Here is a 16,089-nt window from a genome sequence, read left to right as displayed (position 1 = left end):
ACCGATCGCTAGGGTCCAGCAGGCGCATATCCGCGCACAGGAGACAGTGAATGGCCTGGAAGAAGCCCCGGATCGTCGAGATCGCCCTCGGTGCCGAAATCAACTGCTATGCGTGCGCCGAACTCGTCTGATAGCAGATGGACGTCATCGTCCTGGGGGCGGCGGCCGGCGGCGGCTTCCCCCAATGGAACTGCCATTCGCCCGCCTCCCGCCGCGCCCGCGCCGGTGACACTGCAGCACGTCCGCGGACGCAAGCCAGCATCGTGGTCAGCGGCGATGGTCAGCGCTGGCACCTTTTCAACGCCTCGCCCGACCTACGTCGCCAGCTTGAACTCACGTCGGCGCTGCATCCCACCCATGGCCGACGCTCGACCCCGATTGCTAGCGTCGTGCTCACCGGCGGCGACGTCGACGTGATTGCCGGACTGTTGACCTTGCGCGAACGCGAGCCCTTCGCACTGCATGCGACCACAGCCGTGCACGCCATCCTCACCGCCAATCCGATCTTCGACGTGCTGGCGGATGGCATCGTCGACCGTCACACGGTCATGCTCGGCCAGCCCATAGCGCTGGACGACACGCTAACCGCGACGCTCTTCGCGGTGCCGGGCAAGGTCCCGCTTTACATGGAGGATGGCGACCGCATGCAGCCGATCCTGGTCGACGACACCACGGTCGGCGCAGAGATTTCCGACGGCACGCACCGCGTCCTCTTCATTCCCGGCTGCGCGGCGATGACGGACGACCTGCGTGCGCGGATCGACGGCGCCGACCTGCTCTTCTTCGATGCGACTTTGTGGGACGACGACGAGATGATCCATGCCGGGCTCGGCGCCAAGACGGGCCGCCGTATGGGCCATATGAGCATGGCCGGTGCAGGAGGCTCGATAGCATCGCTTGCCGACCTGACGATCGGACGACGCATCGCGCTCCACATCAACAATTCCAACCCCGTGCTGCTAGACGACAGCCCCGAGCGCACCGAGGCCGAAGCCGCGAAGTGGATCATCGCCGAGGACGGTTTGCGGTTCACATTATGACCGAATTGATGGACGACGATGGCTTGGAAACAGCGCTTCGCGCGATCGGCGCCGAGCGTTATCATATCCTCCATCCGTTCCACCGCCTCCTCCACGACGGTAAGCTCACCCGCGGCCAGGTTCAGGCCTGGGCACTGAACCGTTATTACTACCAGAATCAGATCCCGGTGAAGGACGCGCATCTGCTCGCGCGCCTGCCGACTTCGGAGCTGCGCCGCGAGTGGCGCCGAAGGATCGAGGATCACGACGGCGATGGCAGCAAGCCCGGCGGTATCGAACGCTGGATCAAGCTGGCCGAGGGCGTCGGCCTGGACCGTGCGCTGGTCAAGAGTACCGACGCGATCCTGCCGACCACCCGTTTCGCGGTCGACGCCTACGTCCATTTCGTCCGCGACCGCACGTTGCTGGAGGCGGTGGCATCGTCGCTGACCGAACTCTTCTCGCCGACCATCATCGCCGAGCGCGTGTCCGGCATGCTCGCGCATTACGACTTCATAACGCCCGATACGCTGTCCTACTTCACCCCGCGCCTCACCCAGGCGCCGCAGGACAGCGACTTCGCGCTCGCCTATGTGAAGGCGCATGCCGATACGGCGGAGAAGCAGCAGGCGGTGCTGTCGGCGTTGCGCTTCAAGTGCGACGTGCTCTGGTCGCAGCTCGATGGGCTGTACCTCGCCTATGTCGCGCCCGGACTGATCCCGCCCGGCGCGTTCGTGCCGCAGGACGTACGATGACTGCAGTGCCTCGTTTCAAGCGCGGCGTGAAGTTCCGCTTCGACACCGTCCGCAACGTCTGGATCATCCTCGCGCCCGAAAAGCTGTTCATGCCCGACGACATTGCGGTGGAAATCCTGAGGCTCGTCGACGGAGCGCGCACGACCGACCATATCGTCGACGACCTTGCCCGCCGGTTCGATGCCCCGCGCGAGACGATCGCGGACGACGTCGTGGCGGCCCTCGACGACCTTTCCCTCCGCGGAGCGATACAGCTATGACCCCACCCCCGATGGGACTCATCATTGAACTCACCCACCGCTGCCCCCTCCAATGCGCCTATTGCTCGAATCCGCTGAAGCTCGATCCGCCGTCCAGCGAACTGGCGACCGACGAATGGCTCCGCGTGCTCGACGAGGCGGCCGCGCTCGGCGTGCTGCAGGTTCATTTCTCGGGTGGCGAACCGATGGCGCGGCGCGATCTGGAACAGCTCGTAGCCCATGCGAACGCCGCTGGGCTTTATACCAACATCATCACCTCCGGGGTGCTGCTCGACGCCGAGCGGATGCGCGCGCTGATCACGGCGGGGGTGGATCATGTACAGCTGAGCTTCCAGGACAGCGAGGCGCTGCGCGCGGACGTCGCGGGCGGTTATCGTGGCGGCCATGCGAAGAAACTGCTCGCCGCTGCGCTGATCCGCAACTCTGGCCTGCCTCTGACGAGCAACTTCGTCGTTCACCGCCAGAATATCGATCGGGTCGAGGAGATGATCGCGCTTGGCGAAGCGCTCGGTTCCGAACGCATGGAGATCGCTCACGTCCAGTATTACGGGTGGGCGCTGCGCAATCGCAACGCGCTGCTGCCGACGATCGACCAGCTTGAGAGCACCACCGCGATCGTCGAGGCTGCGCGCGCTCGACTGCACGGCCGGATCGCGATCGATTACGTCGTCCCCGATTATTATGCGGCGCGGCCCAAGGCCTGTATGGGCGGCTGGGGCCAGCGTTTCATCAACATCTCGCCCTCCGGCAAGGCACTGCCCTGCCATGCCGCCGAGACGATCCCCGACATGGAATTCCCCTCGGTCCGCGAATGGTCGCTCTTCGATCTTTGGCATGACGCCGAAGCATTTGCGCGGTTCCGCGGCACCGACTGGATGCCGGCACCATGCCAAGGCTGCGACCGCCGCGAGATCGATTGGGGCGGATGTCGCTGCCAGGCGCTAGCACTTGCCGGCAACGCCGCCGCGACCGATCCCGCCTGCACGCGCGCGCCGATGCACCACGTGATGGCAACCGCGATCTCAGAGGCTGGCGAAACCGACTTCACCATTCCTCGCCGACTGGCCCGCGCGCCCGCCTAATCGGCGGCGTAGCGGTCCGTCGCGCGGATCAATTGGTTGAGGATACCCGGCTCGTTCCAGGCATGACCGGCGCCCTCCACCAGATGAAAGTCCGCTTCGGGCCAGGCGTGATGCAGATCGTACGCGGTGCGTGCCGGGCAGACCATGTCGTAACGGCCCTGGACGATCGTGCCGGGAATGCCCGCGAGCATGCCCGCATTGCGGATCAACTGTCCCTCGTCGAGCCAGCCGTTATTGACGAAATAATGGTTCTCGATCCGTGCGAACGCCAGCGCGAAATGCGCGTCCTCGAACCCCGCGCTGGTCGCCGGATCGGGCAGCAAGGTGATCGTCTCGCCCTCCCACAACGCCCAGGCCTTGGCCGCCTCGATCTGTGCCGCGGGATCGTAGCCGGTCAGACGCTTGCGGTACGCGCCGCGCATGTCGTCACGCTCAGTAATCGGGATCGGCGCCTCGAATGCTGCCCATTTGTCGGGGAACACCTCCGACGCGCCAAACTGATAATACCAGTCGAGCTCCGACGTCCGCAAGGTGAAGATGCCGCGCAGGACCAGCTCGCTGACTCGTTCGGGATGCGTCTGTGCATAAGCTAGCGCCAGCGTCGATCCCCAGGATCCACCGAACACTAGCCAGCGTTCGACACCGATCATCGTGCGCAGTTGCTCCATGTCAGCGACCAGATCCCAGGTGGTGTTCGCGTCGAGCCCGGCATGCGGCGTCGACCGCCCACATCCTCGCTGATCGAACAGCAGCACATCGTATCTCGCAGGATCGAACAGCTGGCGATGTTTTGCCGAGATGCCCCCGCCTGGCCCGCCATGGAGGAACACTGCGGGCTTGCCCCCAGGCGTGCCGCAGCGCTCGAAATACACCGAATGCCCGTCACCGACGTCGAGCATGCCGGAATGATAGGGCTCGATCGTTTCGTATAGCGTGTGCAAATCCAAGTCCTCTTACAGTTCACCGACGCTATCAGCCTGGGTCTAGGTTTGCCTGCTCGGTATCTTAAGGCGTACTCATGGTTATCACTACCCACGGGGATTTAACGCCCTTGTCCCGCTGCATCAACGATAGTCAGGTTACGGCACATCGTCACCCGTAACAGGCCGAGCTGCTAAACGGGCGACCAGCGGCTTACCCCGTGACAGATCAAGTGAACTAACGAATGCTTGATGCAACTGCACGCCGAAAGCGGCCCGTCCGGTCTACCAGAACCCGGCCAATTAGGCTCCTGCCCTATCAAATGAACGAACGGCTGCTTACAGCGACCGCTGCCCGAAAGCGGCCGGGCCGCTTTCCACCAAATGCGGACAGTCCGCATGCACTATATTATGCCGTATACCGTGAAAGCAGTGCGTTCCTGCCGCTTCAGGATCCGCTGCCAGAACGTGGTGCGGTCCTCCATTAGAGAAGCTTCTTTCGCCTGTGAGTAGCGGGCGTCTTTGCCAAATAACCTCGACCAACCAGCCGCTAATGCCCCTGCCTCCGCCACGACGTTTATGATAGAAGGCCACATGCTCAAGACAAGAATGAAGCGGGTCGCCGATCGCGGCGATCACGCGGTGCGGCGCCTTGCCGAGATCGAAGCCTCGATCGCGGACCTCTCCAACGAGGATCTGCTCGATTTGGCTGACATCTTTAAAGCCGAGCCCCGCCCGCTAATCGGGGATATGGCGTTCGCGGAAATGGCGCGGCGGAATATCAGTCTCTGAGGGCCCGTCGGGGACGGAGTAGCAGAATCCTGTGCCCCACCGAGGCACCTCGGTTACGCGTAGGATCTCCCGCAACTTTATATGATTATAATAAGGCGACGACGCAGCGATGGTAGCGATTGGCACCCGGATCAATGAGATAGGCACTCTGGTCCGTGATGGCGGGGCCTTCTATCTGCGCCGCGATGTCGGTGGGCGCTACGAGATGGAACTGCATCGCACCCCCGTAGATCTGGTAGAAAAACGCGTACGGCTCATCGGCACATTGGTTGGCCCAGATCTGGTAAACGCTGACGGCGTTGGGCCAGCTTAGTGAGCCGGACATTTGTCCCGTTCAGTCGTCAGCCACCTGCCGCAATTCCGATTCATCCTGACTCATTGCCGTTGCGCACAAACCACGAACAGCCATCATCCCAGCCATGGAACAGCAGATCATTCACGCCTGCGGTCATGAGCAGGGTCATTATCTCACAGGCTACCACAGCCAGCAGGAACGCAAAGCCAAGTGGCTGAAGACGACGAACTGTCGAGACTGCTTCGTTGCGGAAAAGCGAGCAGCGGAAGCGGCTGCGGCAGCGTCGAGCAGCGCTGCTGTCTCCCACCTCAGTCTTCCCCTGCTAACCGGCAGCGATCGTCAAATCAGCTGGGCGTCGACGATCAGGACCAAGCGCCTCGCAGCGCTAACCAATTTCAACAGCGACTCCGACTATCAAGCGTGCCTTCAGGTCACTGACACCAAATGGTGGATCGATCACCGCGATCTGACGGATGTCGATCTGATGGCGGCAGCGACGCTGGCGTGGGACATCCAAAGCGCCCCGGCGATCAGAGCGAATGCGGATATGCCTCGGACGGCGTGATCTAATTGTAGACGCCATTGCGACGACAAACCTTACCAAGACGGTGTCATTGATAGTGCGAGCTGCAACGCGATATCGCGCGACTGCCGACTTCTCGAAGGCCTAGCTAGGGCAAAACGTACCTCTGGCAGTCAGTGCTCTTAGGGTATACCCTCAACGCACCTTTGTAGGCTGGTCTGCTTTAGATCGGCAAATGATGTAACGAGTTTTGGCCGTATTATTCCTGCGGTCCGGCTGAAGTCTTAGCCGAGGAGGACCATACGGTACCCAATCAAACGGCATCGCCGAGGCTTCGGGTAGGGGTAAGGAGCAGGGTTTCTGTCGCAGACTCATAGCGTCCGGCAGGGCACCGTCGGGGGCCCTGCAAAATACTCTCGAAGTGTGTGCAATTCCTTGGCGACCTCCCACAAAGTAAGCGTGGTCTGAAGGTCGCCTTGTAGGCGGGGCGTTCAACGGGTTGATGGCGGCTCTTTGAACGGGGCCGTGATGTCAGACGAGACTATCGAACCTGCTGCAGATGTAGCGAGTAGTCATACGACCGGTCGTATTGAGATTGTCGGTCGGGTGTCGGGTCGACGCCGCTGGACGGTCGAGCAGAAGCTGGCGATCCTACGCGATGCGTTTGGCCCGGATGGGTCGGTCAGGACGGCGGTCGAGCGTCACGAGGTCGGCAGCGGCGCGATCTACACCTGGCGGCGCCAAGCTATGTCGGGTGCACTGAGCGGAGTGCCGGCCCGGCCTCAGGCCACATTTGCCGAAGTCCAGATCAGCGAGCCGCCCGTGATGCTGCCGGCGCCGCCCGTCGAGGCGCCAGCGGACGCCCGGACCGCGGGGCAGATCGGCATCGAGCTGCCTTCGGGTATACGACTGACCGTCGACGGCGCTGTCGACGCCGAGGCGCTATCACGCGTGATCGGCGTGCTGACGCGATGATCCCGCAGCCGACATCGACGCGGATATTCCTGGCGTGCGGCGTCACCGACATGCGCAAGGGCTTCGATGGCCTGGCGGTATTGGTGCAGCAGGTGCTTCAGGAGAAACCACATTCCGGTGCGCTGTTCGCGTTCCGCGGCAAGCGCGGCGACCTGATTAAATTGCTGTGGTTCGATGGTCAGGGACTATGCCTGTTTTCGAAGCGGATGGACCGGGGGCGTTTCGTCTGGCCGGTGACGGCGACGGGCACAGTGGCGCTGACATCGGCGCAGGTGTCGATGCTTCTAGAGGGCATCGACTGGCGCCGCCCAGAGCGGACTTGGTCACCAACATTAGCAGGCTGAAAACATAGCTTTTTCGCCATTTTTGCTCGTGTGAGAGTGCGCGAACTGCTATGAAAACGAGGTGTCGCAAGCCCCTCTTGCCCCATCTGATGCCGAGGTCCGGATTGCCGTGCTGGAAGCGTCGCTCGCCCGGGCCAATGCAGCACTTGCCGCTCGCGACCTGCTCATCGAGACACTGCGTGGTTAGATCGCCCGGCTGCGGCGGATGCAGTTCGGCGCATCCTCCGAGAAGCTGACGCGCGAGATTGCGCAGCTTGAACTCGCGCTCGAGGAACTGGAAACCGAGAGCGCAGTCCCGGAGACCGGCGCGGCCTTGTCAGACACGCCCGGGCGACCGGCACCAGTCCGTGCGTTGCCCGACCACCTGCCACGCAAGGAGCTCGTTCACGAACCCGCCTCCGGCACCTGCACATGCCCGGGCTGCGGCGGTGCGCTACGCCGCCTCGGGCAAGACGCCGATGAGATGCTCGACGTCCTGCCGGTGCACTGGCGCGTGGTGCGGAACGTCCGACCGAAATACAGCTGCCGGACCTGTGAGAAGATCGTCCAGGCGGCTGCCCCGGTGAAGGCGGTCGCCCGCGGAAAGGCGACATTTGCAACGCTGGCCCATGTCGTCGTCTCGAAGTTCGACCATCATCTGCCGCTTTATCGGCAGTCCGAGATGATGGTGGCCCAAGGCCTGGACATCGACCGCTCGACGCTGGCTGGCTGGGTCGGTCAGGCAGCCGCGCTGCTCGACCCCATCGTCAGCCGCATCCGCGAGGAAGTGCTGAAAGGCGACAAGATCCACGCGGACGACACGCCCGTTCCCGTGCTCGACCCCGGCCGCGGACGCACCGCGACCGGGCGGCTGTGGGTCTATGCGGTCGACGACCGAGCCTCGGGCAACACGACCCCGCCGGCGACATGGTATCGCTTCACGGCCGACCGCACCGGTGCACACCCGCAAGCCCATCTTGCCGGATTTCGAGGCTTCCTCCAGGCCGACGCCTATGCAGGTTACGACGGTCTCTATCGAAGCGGCGCCACCGAAGTCGAATGCTGGGCTCATTTCAGGCGCAAGGTGTTCGACCTGCACGAGCGGGTTGCCACGCCGCTGACCACCGACATTCTGGAACGCATCGGCGCCTTGTACGGCATAGAAGCGGAGGTCCGCGGCAGGCCGCCCGACGTGCGGCTGGCGGCGCGGCAGACCCGGACGAAGCCGCTGGTCGATGCGCTACGCGAGGCATTGGACGCGGCACTGCGTCGGCTGTCGCCAAAGTCAGACATGGCCAAGGCTATCGCCTATGGCACGAAGCGATGGCCCGCGCTGTGCCGCTTCCTTGATGACGGGCGCCTGGAGATCGATAACAACATCGCCGAACGCGCGTTGCGCGGCGTTGCCGTCGGACGACGCAACTGGCTGTTCGCCGGTTCGAAAACGGGCGGCGAGCGTGCCGCAGCGATCTACACCGTCATCCAGACCTGCAAGGCCAATGGCGTCGACCCGCAGGCCTACATCGCCGACGTCACTGGAAAGATCGCAGCGGATTGGCCAGCTGCGCGATGGGACGAGCTCATGCCTTGGAACTGGGTCCAGCAACCCGTAGAGCCAGTGGCGCAAGCCGCATAGTCTGCGGTGCCGATGATGTGGAAGCGCTTACCGATGCACAGAAAATTGGCACCATTTTGAACAACTAGTCGCGGCGTTCTAGAAGTTAAATTGCGGTAGATGAAGGTAACGCGGATTGTATTCCCCAGCGTCCATTAGAGCCGCCATATTTGGCACGCTTAGAAAACGACCCAGCTGCTTGATCAGTTTTTCTGATTGTAGGGCTTTTAGCATGCGATTGACATGAACAGCGGTCATTCCCGTCGCATCGGCAATTTGCTCCTGAGTTAGCCGTAATTCGTATTTTTCGTCGGCCGAATGCCGCCGCAAACTCATGCGATCTAAATACTCACAAAGGAAGTGTGCAAGTCTCGTTCGAGCACTTCGTCGTCCCATGTTGAGCATCCATTCGCGCGCTGTCGAGGCTTCGGTGAAAGCCCCTATCAATAACGAACGGGCAACTGCCGGTCGTTCAGCCGCCAGGACCCTAATTGCCGAGGCATCGACAAAAGAGACTACGCAATCCTCGATTGAGAGAATATCATAATCAGGAAACTCTAGAAACGCGTTCTGAAGATTTATGGCGTCGCCGGGGCCGTGCAGCGATACGATTTGGCGGTCACCTAAACGTGTAAATTTTTGCCGGACTGCGAAGCCCCTAATGAGTATCGCGCATGTTGAAACTGACTTTCCCTCCCTGCCGATATAGTCGCCGGGGGTGAAGGATCGTAAGGTCATGGAAATTGACGAAATTGCACGCTGATCCTCCAGTGAGAGTTCACCTTGTGCGCTCAGCTGCCGGATTAAAGCTTCGTGGCTGTTTATCAATTTAGGAGCACCTGAAGATTAGTCTCCGGTCAACGTGCCGGCATACTAATCTACATCAATATGGCGACAAGAAGCGAACTGTTTGTAACGCTTGTTTTCGCATTTGGCAGATCCGTCGCTGTTCAGGCTGCTCCGCCAACAAGGCGGGCTTCAGGCCGCGCTTACCCCACAAAGGATGCTGTTTCGAGAATCCGCAAGACGTCCGTCGTTGGATGGCTGATGGCCTAATCTTCGACGTGATGATGGAGGGCAAGTCCAAGGATCTGAGCCTACTGAGGCTCCGTCCGGACCTGCTGCGCTTCGCACCTGATGTCGCTGCCCGGTTCGGCATCACGGATCAACAACGATCTTGCCGACTATGTCGTGCCTGTGAATGCCGACATCGGGTCGATAGACGTCGGCTTTATCGATCGACCGGATCCTCTCATCAATGCCCTTGGCGCAAAGGGGCTTGGCGAAGTTGCCATGACGGGCTGTGCCGGCGCCATTGCCAATGCCATTCACCATGCGACGGGCAAGCGGCTGCGCGAGATGCCGTTCAGGATCGAAGATCTTCTGTAATCGAACCGAGGCGAAAGACCGCGACTGGGACGGGAAATCACATGCCTCCGACGTGCCGAGCTATATCAAAAGGCCTCTTGAAGCATCGGACCTTGTTGGATGTACGTACTTCCTCTCGCTGCGGCAGCAGCCATGATGCAATCGCCGGTTCCCACCACCGCGGTTAGGCCCGGCACGATAGCGATCGTGGCTGCTGATAGTTCGACTACGTCTTCCGCTATCACGAGAACGTTCACAGACGCCGTTCAGCGAACCCTTCTTCGAACACCATTCCTGCCCCTGCCCGACCCGAACCACAGCCTTTACGTCGCCAAGGTTGAGGTATCGCAGACACAGCGCGGCGTCGTCAGGTCCGGCAACGATCGATCGGATCGGCCGGGCATGGCGGCGGGGCTTGGCGGCCTGTCGCTGACTTTGCCTTCGGGGAAGGATCAATTGCGTGGACTGATCGTAACCCGTCTCCAGGTGACGGTATCGCTGCGCCGCGACAATCACGTCGTGTGGACGGGGCAGGCGACCACGGTGCGCGCTAGTGGCACCCGAACAGGCGATCCCTCAGTTGTCGCTACGGCGCTGTCGGACGCTCTCCTGACGTGGTTCCCTCGGCAGCTGCCGGGACCGCTGTCTGTCCCGTAAGACTCACCGGGTAACGCGATTATCAGGCTCTGATCTTCGACAACACGCGCGCCGCAACATTGCTCCTGGCGGCAAGCTTCCGCCCATAGCGCAGTGCCGTCGATGGCGACGACCAACGCAGCGCCTGGGCAATGCCAACGCCGTCCTCCCCGGCTGCGAACAGATCCTGCGTCAGCCCTACCCGCAGCGAGTGGCTTGATAGCGCCCTAGCAGCCTCCTCGACCTTCGCGATCGGCATCTCGACCAGCCCCTGATCGAATGCACTCAGCGCCACACGCCGATAGATCCCGTTGACACCCTGCCGGCTAAGCGGGGCCGTCCCGACGGTGTAGACGGTCCTCGCGGGTTCAGCCTTCTTGCCCTTCAGCTTCTCCTGCCAGTGTCGCGTGTGTCCCGGGATCGCTTCGTACGCCATCGGCGGGACCGCGGCGCGCAAACGGCGCCGATCAACCCCCACGCGGCGGAAGACCGGCCCCTCGGTGATGTCGCTCGCGACCAGCCAGGCGCCGACCCGGCGCATCGTGTCCGCGGACAGCCAGCCCCAGGCCCCCTGCCCTTCCTGATCGGTCTTGGATGATGGAATGAACAGGAGCGCCGAGCCATCACTGTGCGGATCGATGTGCGCGACGGTGACCGCGACGAGTTCACTGACGCGCAGTCCCGCATCATAGCCGAGCGACAGTAGTGCAGCATCGCGCAAGCCCTGCAAATCGCCGCCACAGGCACCGAGCAGCGCGGTCAGCGTGAACCCCTTGGTATGGGGGTCTAGCGAGGCCCCGAAGCGCAACGGGGCCGCTTGGCGTTGGGCAGCGCCACGACGCCGGCGCAGGCCTTTGAGCGCCGCACGGACCATGACGTGGCTGGTGGGCGCATGCCCCTTCTCCTGCAGGCCTGACAGGCCGTGTGCGGTGGCGAGACTGGCAACCCGCCGGGCGACCGTGGCGGGCTTGGCGCCCCGCGCCTCGAGCATGGCAATGTAGCGGACCAGGTTTTCGGGCTCGGCGGGCAGCGGGGCGACACGGATGTCCTCACACCAACGCAGATAGCAGGCCAGGTCCGACGCCAGCGCCGCCTTGCTCGCCACTGCCATAGCGCCGAGCTGCGCGACGAAGCCGATCTCGCTGACGGGGCCGGCATCAGCGGGCAGCGCAAGGCCCAGCAACCGGGTAACGCGGACATCGATTGGCTCGACGATCCCATGCCGTGCCCGGACCGGAAGCCCCTCCCCATCGGTGCGATGGACGATGATTTCGCTCATAAGGGCCGCGCCCGCTGGTTCGATTTACCCTGCATTCCGCCTTCTTAGCACATCGCTGTAATTACCATAATGTCCGATTATGGAATGTGCTTCGGCGCGCTGTGAAAGGCGAGCAAACAGAGTAGGTGCCGCCTGCATTGAGCATCGAGATCATTACGAAATCCAAATCTGAGGCGGAGCGTTAGTGAAGCCGCCCCGCCCGTCTCTCGTCGCCTATTGACCGTCTCGTGCTTTGCGACAGGCTCGAACCACATCAGCTGCGGCTCGCTCAAGCCCAGCCGCACGATCGGTCCACCGGTCGAACGGTGCGATGAGCGACACCCAGATCCCATCGGGGCCGACCGTGAGGAACAGGTCCTGGTGCTGTGGCACGAGGTGGAGCTGCCCGTCCAGGTCGCGGAAGAGACTGAGGTCAGGCAGGAGGATCGGCCCGGTGGTCGACCTGAGGGCGACGTCGACCCGCACCGGGTCGAGCGTCTCGGGGTAGAAGCCGTGACGCACGAGGAGCGTATCGCGATACTCAGCCGATCGCAGCAGCGCCTCGTCGAAAACGCGGACGCTTACCGGGGTGGCGGCCAGCACGACATTGTGGTCGAGACTCTCGAGGGCGCCGGCGGGCAAGCCGGTGTTGCCGCCGAGCGGGTAGTAGGTTTCGCCGCCGAGCGCGGCGAGGAAATAGTCGAGCAACGCGTTCGACGTGGACGGCAGCGGTTCGTGGAGCATGCGGTGCATGACGGTAGACCTTCTTTTTGGCGTGATCCCCGAACCGACTGGTTCGGATCAGGCCCGTTCGCTTTTCATCGCGCTTCCCGGGCTTCTCCTGCCTGTCCTTCCGATCCCTTCCCCTTTCCGCGGTCGCGGCAGCGTGCAGCGATCCCTGCCGTTCCATCCAATTAGATCGCCGAGAAGGGCGTAGCCCCAGCGGTCGAGCAAACGGGCGCTGTCCGCCACGGTGAGCGGGCCAGCTCCGCCACCTACGTCAGGACAATAGGAGTGCATCATGGTCACTAAAGCATGGCCATCGGCGCCCAGCGGCTGCCGCTGCCACCACTGACCGAGCACGGCAGAACTGAGCAGCAGCATGGCGGCGAAGCGGAACACCATGGGTGGATTGCGCGCGATCATCATCTTTTCTCCATCGGGCTTGTTTCCCCGTCGAGATCATCCTGCGTCTGGCCACCGGGATCCGGATGCCGGTGGTCCCGATTGCCGGAGGCGCTCGGAACCCTCACCTTCACGCCTCCGGCCTGCGACGCCATGCTTCGCAGAAGTCGAGCCATCGCTCGGCCCAGGCGCCATGCTCGCTTTCGGCGAGGTCCGGATGCAGCTGAGCCCATCCGCACGCATTATGGATACGGCTGAACACGACGATGTGAGCGTGCGGCGCTTCCGCGGCGAGTTGATCACCGGGCGCGTGCAGCACGGCAAGGCTGGTGAGCTGCCTCGCCCGTGCCAGATGCAGCATGGCCCAGGTGGTCACCTTGTCGAACTGATCGTGCAGCGGTTCACCGCGAACGAACGGCAGCGTCAGGACGGCAGCGAGCAACCGCTGATGCTCGGGCACCGCCTCGTCATAATCGGCGAACAGGCGTTCGAGCGACACCGGGTCTGCGACACCCGGCGCGAGCAGCAGTCGGTGATCCCGAGCAGTGGTCGGCATGCCGCAGCGGGTTTGCGGGCTGGTCGGTCCGGGCTCGATTGGGTTCATCTTGGCGAATGCGAGCCGCGACAGGCTGCGCTCCTTCCCCTTGGAGCGGGGACGTAACAGCGCATAGCCAAGACCCGTCACGCCCGGCTGGCGCACATCGAACATCATGTCCGACGCTTCGCTGGGGCTGGCCCAAACCTGGAGACGGCTCATATCAGCGCCCCGCCATCAAGGCCGCAAGCGCGTCGGCGCCGAGCGCGAACCCATCTTCGCGCTCCTCGTCGCTGCTCCATGGTGGCACCTCGCAACCGCGCAGGCCTACGCTGAAGAGCGCAAAGACGGTGTCGTCTGGGTGATTGGGGACGAAATGCGCCGGTGCCCCTGCTCCGAGCCACAGCCTGGCAGGCGCCGACCAGAACAAGCGATGTCCATGCAAACCGATCGTGAAGCGGACACTCGCTGCATCGGCGCCATCTGCTCGCGCCACCAGCGCGTCGCAGCCGAACGCCGCCATCACCTCGCCTACGGCGGCGGCATCGCTGCCGTCCGACAGGGTTGAGGGCACAAGTAGCAGCCGCGCAGTGCGCGCGTAAAGGTAGTTGCGAACCTTCGACATCGGCACTTCGAGGTCAGGTTCGAAGCGCAATGCTGCCAGGCGTGCAACCATGAGCGCCGCCGCCATGGCGGCAGCCTCGTTCGAATAATGGGTCATTGTGTTCGTCTCTCAAGAGAGCAGGCGCGCGGGCTGTTCGCGTCACCTGTCAGGGATCGTTTCACCTTCCGGTTCAGCCGAAAGGCTTCTCTCCCCCCTCTCGCTCTTCCTTATCTTGCCGCCGGCAGCGGCGCGGGCTCATCCTCGTATTCTGAGGGGCTTTACCCGCTCGGAATCCTCGGCGCTGAGGCGACAATGGCGACGCTCATCGCGCGGCTTATGATCGCCGGCATCGCCCTAACCGCCCATTGTTCAGCAGGCGTTGAAGGTGCAGGTCGCTACCAGATAAGGTCGCCTGACGGTTGACGTCCCCAAAGCGGGGTCAGGGTGGGACGCTAGATATGAATGCAGGAATATGACCTTCAGCAGGGGACCGATCATCGTCGTCGACACCTCATCCTGCCTCGACGTCATGGCCAGGCGCGACAGCCTGGCACAGAACGCCGACAAGGCCGCAGTTGACGCGGATGCGGCCCGTCAGACACCGGCAAAATCGAAATTAGCATTCTGATGCGGCGGGCGATCCCAACAGCTGAGTAGATCGACCATGCCGTTTCTGCGGGGGTCCTTGTCGGACGCACGTTCGCGCTGTTACTCGGGCGTGTCATCCTGTCGCATGCGATGCTGATTTCGTTCTTGTCGCTTGCGGTGGCTGTGAGAGCGTTCTGGCTGACCCATCGAAACGTTGGTCCCGCCGCCGGTCCTTACGCCTGCGTGCCGGTGCCGGCAGCCCTGCTTGGCTGGACGCTGTGGCGGCCGGCCGACAACAGAATCGAGTTGCGGATGTGTGACGGGCTGTATGTCTGGACCCGGCTGGGGATCGCCTACGCCATGCAGATACTGGACGTCACTTTGCTCGCAGACGAGGGCCGGAGCAAGTTATGGCTCAGCCGAGCTTAGCCATGGGCGCTGCTCGCGATCACCTGCTGGCTGCTACAGCTTAGAATGGTGCGCTGGCTGCGATGGTCCCATGGCCTTGCCGGCGCCAATAGCATCGCTGTCTAGCGGCTCCGCCACGCGGAACCCCTCAGCGATCATGGTTTCCACCCAGGCACGAGCGACATGAGCCGCATTATCACGATCTGGTCGATCGCCTTGCAGCCGAGCAACGGTTCCAGGTCGGCCATGCCGAGATGACGAAGCTCGGGTCGGGCGAACGGCGGGGTTCGCATCGTCGAGAGGCATTCGATGATCTCGACCGTCGACCACCCGCGGACATCGACTTCGATGACGCGCCGCTGTTCGAAGGTGAGAATCGTCTCGCTTTGGGTCAGCACGTTGCCGTGCAGGCCGGACTGCCACAGCCAAAGCCCCCGCGTCGTCGTCCAGTCATGCGGCAGGGTGAGGCGGCGACCGCCCTTCACAGCGCCGCCCGCGCAATTTGACAGCGTTTGCACGCAGCGTCGATCATGCCGAGCCGGGCGTGCCATTCGACATCGGCGGTCATACGCCTTTCGATCAGCGCAGCGTCGTGCGCGGCTTCCACGATCCAGCGCTCGGTGAGTATCCAGATGTGTCCTTCGGGCAGTGCGACGATGCCGCTCAGATCTGCTCCGCTGTTGTGCACTTCGCGCACGACGTAGAGTTCGCCCATATGTCCTCCGCGTCGCACGGGACTTAAGGCGGACTGCCTTTTCTCCTCCCCATCACGACACCGAGGTCCGACGTTCCTGTCCGAATCTACCAGCCTTGTCCTGAAGCGCCCCGGCCTGCGTTTGCGCCCTCTGAAGATGATCGTCTTTTTGGACGGCACAGCCGTTCTGAACCGCCCCGGGTCTGCCGGAGGCCTTGGGTTGTGAGTCACGCCGCCATATCGATGTTGTCTGCGGCAGCATAATATTGGTGTTCGGCTTCGGCAGGCGGGATGTTGCCGATAGGCTCGAGCAG

General features: G+C 62.8%; 22 protein-coding genes and 1 pseudogene. 13 read left to right on the top strand and 10 right to left on the bottom strand.

Going from position 1 to position 16,089, the window contains the following annotated elements:
* Positions 1–50: 50 nt before the first annotated feature.
* Genes pqqA through pqqE form a run of 5 tightly spaced genes read left to right on the top strand, consistent with a single transcriptional unit; the run spans position 51 to position 3,116 of the window.
* Positions 51–131 (top strand): pyrroloquinoline quinone precursor peptide PqqA, encoded by an 81-nt coding sequence (gene pqqA / locus SPHN_RS15680; RefSeq protein ID WP_042466497.1) that lies wholly within the window; start codon positions 51–53, stop codon positions 129–131.
* Between the two features lie 6 nt (positions 132–137).
* Positions 138–1,040, top strand: a complete 903-nt coding sequence (gene pqqB, locus SPHN_RS15675; RefSeq protein ID WP_031439392.1) for a pyrroloquinoline quinone biosynthesis protein PqqB — start codon at positions 138–140, stop codon at positions 1,038–1,040.
* On the top strand, positions 1,037–1,774 hold the full coding sequence (gene pqqC, locus SPHN_RS15670) for a pyrroloquinoline-quinone synthase PqqC (RefSeq protein WP_031439393.1): 738 nt from the start codon (positions 1,037–1,039) through the stop codon (positions 1,772–1,774). The genes pqqB and pqqC overlap by 4 nt, the downstream gene beginning before the upstream one ends.
* Complete coding sequence (gene pqqD / locus SPHN_RS15665; RefSeq protein ID WP_031439394.1) at positions 1,771–2,034, top strand: pyrroloquinoline quinone biosynthesis peptide chaperone PqqD; 264 nt, start codon at positions 1,771–1,773, stop codon at positions 2,032–2,034. Before pqqC ends, pqqD begins: the two co-directional genes overlap by 4 nt.
* The gene (gene pqqE, locus SPHN_RS15660) at positions 2,031–3,116 is read left to right on the top strand and encodes a pyrroloquinoline quinone biosynthesis protein PqqE (RefSeq protein ID WP_081874103.1); all 1,086 of its coding nucleotides are present in this window, start codon (positions 2,031–2,033) and stop codon (positions 3,114–3,116) included. The genes pqqD and pqqE overlap by 4 nt, the downstream gene beginning before the upstream one ends.
* Here pqqE and pip read toward each other — a convergent pair.
* Complete coding sequence (gene pip / locus SPHN_RS15655) at positions 3,113–4,057, bottom strand: prolyl aminopeptidase (protein WP_197975369.1); 945 nt, start codon at positions 4,055–4,057, stop codon at positions 3,113–3,115. The two genes, pqqE and pip, sit on opposite strands and share 4 nt — an antisense overlap.
* A gap of 588 nt (positions 4,058–4,645) precedes the next feature.
* Between pip and SPHN_RS15650 the strand changes: the two genes are divergently transcribed.
* The gene (locus tag SPHN_RS15650; RefSeq protein ID WP_248524682.1) at positions 4,646–4,828 is read left to right on the top strand and encodes a hypothetical protein; all 183 of its coding nucleotides are present in this window, start codon (positions 4,646–4,648) and stop codon (positions 4,826–4,828) included.
* Between the two features lie 85 nt (positions 4,829–4,913).
* Here SPHN_RS15650 and SPHN_RS18605 read toward each other — a convergent pair whose 3' ends face one another.
* Positions 4,914–5,153, bottom strand: coding sequence for a hypothetical protein (locus tag SPHN_RS18605; RefSeq protein WP_432715107.1), 240 nt, complete (start codon positions 5,151–5,153; stop codon positions 4,914–4,916).
* 94 nt (positions 5,154–5,247) lie between these two features.
* Between SPHN_RS18605 and SPHN_RS15640 the strand changes: the two genes are divergently transcribed.
* The 4 genes and pseudogenes from SPHN_RS15640 (at position 5,248) to tnpC (ending at position 8,580) form a co-directional block, all read left to right on the top strand.
* On the top strand, positions 5,248–5,688 hold the full coding sequence (locus SPHN_RS15640; protein WP_248524678.1) for a hypothetical protein: 441 nt from the start codon (positions 5,248–5,250) through the stop codon (positions 5,686–5,688).
* Positions 5,689–6,252: 564 nt separating this feature from the next.
* Positions 6,253–6,621: an IS66-like element accessory protein TnpA gene (tnpA, locus tag SPHN_RS15635; RefSeq protein WP_248524676.1), complete on the top strand. Its 369-nt coding sequence runs from the start codon at positions 6,253–6,255 to the stop codon at positions 6,619–6,621.
* Entirely contained in the window at positions 6,618–6,965 is a 348-nt protein-coding gene (gene tnpB / locus SPHN_RS15630; RefSeq protein WP_132898488.1) for an IS66 family insertion sequence element accessory protein TnpB, read from the top strand. The genes tnpA and tnpB overlap by 4 nt, the downstream gene beginning before the upstream one ends.
* Before the next feature lie 61 nt (positions 6,966–7,026).
* Positions 7,027–8,580 (top strand): annotated as a pseudogene (tnpC, locus tag SPHN_RS15625) (IS66 family transposase).
* Positions 8,581–8,658: 78 nt separating this feature from the next.
* Here the strand turns inward: tnpC and SPHN_RS15620 are convergent.
* On the bottom strand, positions 8,659–9,387 hold the full coding sequence (locus tag SPHN_RS15620) for a Crp/Fnr family transcriptional regulator (RefSeq protein ID WP_248524674.1): 729 nt from the start codon (positions 9,385–9,387) through the stop codon (positions 8,659–8,661).
* A gap of 309 nt (positions 9,388–9,696) precedes the next feature.
* Between SPHN_RS15620 and SPHN_RS15615 the strand changes: the two genes are divergently transcribed.
* On the top strand, positions 9,697–9,948 hold the full coding sequence (locus SPHN_RS15615; RefSeq protein ID WP_248524673.1) for a hypothetical protein: 252 nt from the start codon (positions 9,697–9,699) through the stop codon (positions 9,946–9,948).
* A 658-nt stretch (positions 9,949–10,606) separates the two neighbouring features.
* Here the strand turns inward: SPHN_RS15615 and SPHN_RS15610 are convergent.
* The 5 genes from SPHN_RS15610 to SPHN_RS15590 form a co-directional block, all read right to left on the bottom strand.
* On the bottom strand, positions 10,607–11,842 hold the full coding sequence (locus tag SPHN_RS15610) for an integrase (protein ID WP_248524672.1): 1,236 nt from the start codon (positions 11,840–11,842) through the stop codon (positions 10,607–10,609).
* 213 nt (positions 11,843–12,055) lie between these two features.
* Positions 12,056–12,574, bottom strand: a complete 519-nt coding sequence (locus SPHN_RS15605; RefSeq protein WP_248524671.1) for a hypothetical protein — start codon at positions 12,572–12,574, stop codon at positions 12,056–12,058.
* A gap of 48 nt (positions 12,575–12,622) precedes the next feature.
* Positions 12,623–12,970, bottom strand: a complete 348-nt coding sequence (locus tag SPHN_RS15600; RefSeq protein ID WP_248524670.1) for a hypothetical protein — start codon at positions 12,968–12,970, stop codon at positions 12,623–12,625.
* A 106-nt stretch (positions 12,971–13,076) separates the two neighbouring features.
* Positions 13,077–13,703, bottom strand: coding sequence for a hypothetical protein (locus tag SPHN_RS15595; protein ID WP_248524669.1), 627 nt, complete (start codon positions 13,701–13,703; stop codon positions 13,077–13,079).
* A gap of 1 nt (position 13,704) precedes the next feature.
* Positions 13,705–14,202 (bottom strand): hypothetical protein, encoded by a 498-nt coding sequence (locus tag SPHN_RS15590; RefSeq protein WP_248524668.1) that lies wholly within the window; start codon positions 14,200–14,202, stop codon positions 13,705–13,707.
* 355 nt (positions 14,203–14,557) lie between these two features.
* Between SPHN_RS15590 and SPHN_RS15585 the strand changes: the two genes are divergently transcribed.
* Together SPHN_RS15585 and SPHN_RS15580 are read left to right on the top strand one after the other, a co-directional pair.
* Complete coding sequence (locus tag SPHN_RS15585) at positions 14,558–14,713, top strand: hypothetical protein (RefSeq protein WP_248524667.1); 156 nt, start codon at positions 14,558–14,560, stop codon at positions 14,711–14,713.
* Between the two features lie 110 nt (positions 14,714–14,823).
* A complete protein-coding gene (locus SPHN_RS15580; RefSeq protein ID WP_248524665.1) occupies positions 14,824–15,102 on the top strand; it encodes a hypothetical protein in 279 nt (92 codons plus the stop codon).
* Between the two features lie 134 nt (positions 15,103–15,236).
* Here the strand turns inward: SPHN_RS15580 and SPHN_RS15575 are convergent, their stop codons facing one another.
* Positions 15,237–15,599, bottom strand: coding sequence for a hypothetical protein (locus SPHN_RS15575; RefSeq protein ID WP_248524664.1), 363 nt, complete (start codon positions 15,597–15,599; stop codon positions 15,237–15,239).
* Complete coding sequence (locus SPHN_RS15570) at positions 15,563–15,796, bottom strand: hypothetical protein (protein ID WP_248524663.1); 234 nt, start codon at positions 15,794–15,796, stop codon at positions 15,563–15,565. The genes SPHN_RS15575 and SPHN_RS15570 overlap by 37 nt, the downstream gene beginning before the upstream one ends.
* Positions 15,797–16,089 lie beyond the last annotated feature (293 nt).

The sequence above is a fragment of the Sphingomonas faeni genome, assembly GCF_023195535.1.
GTDB lineage: Bacteria > Pseudomonadota > Alphaproteobacteria > Sphingomonadales > Sphingomonadaceae > Sphingomonas > Sphingomonas faeni_B.
Note: the sequence above shows the minus strand (reverse complement) of the source record. Positions and strands in the feature narration are given on the sequence as shown.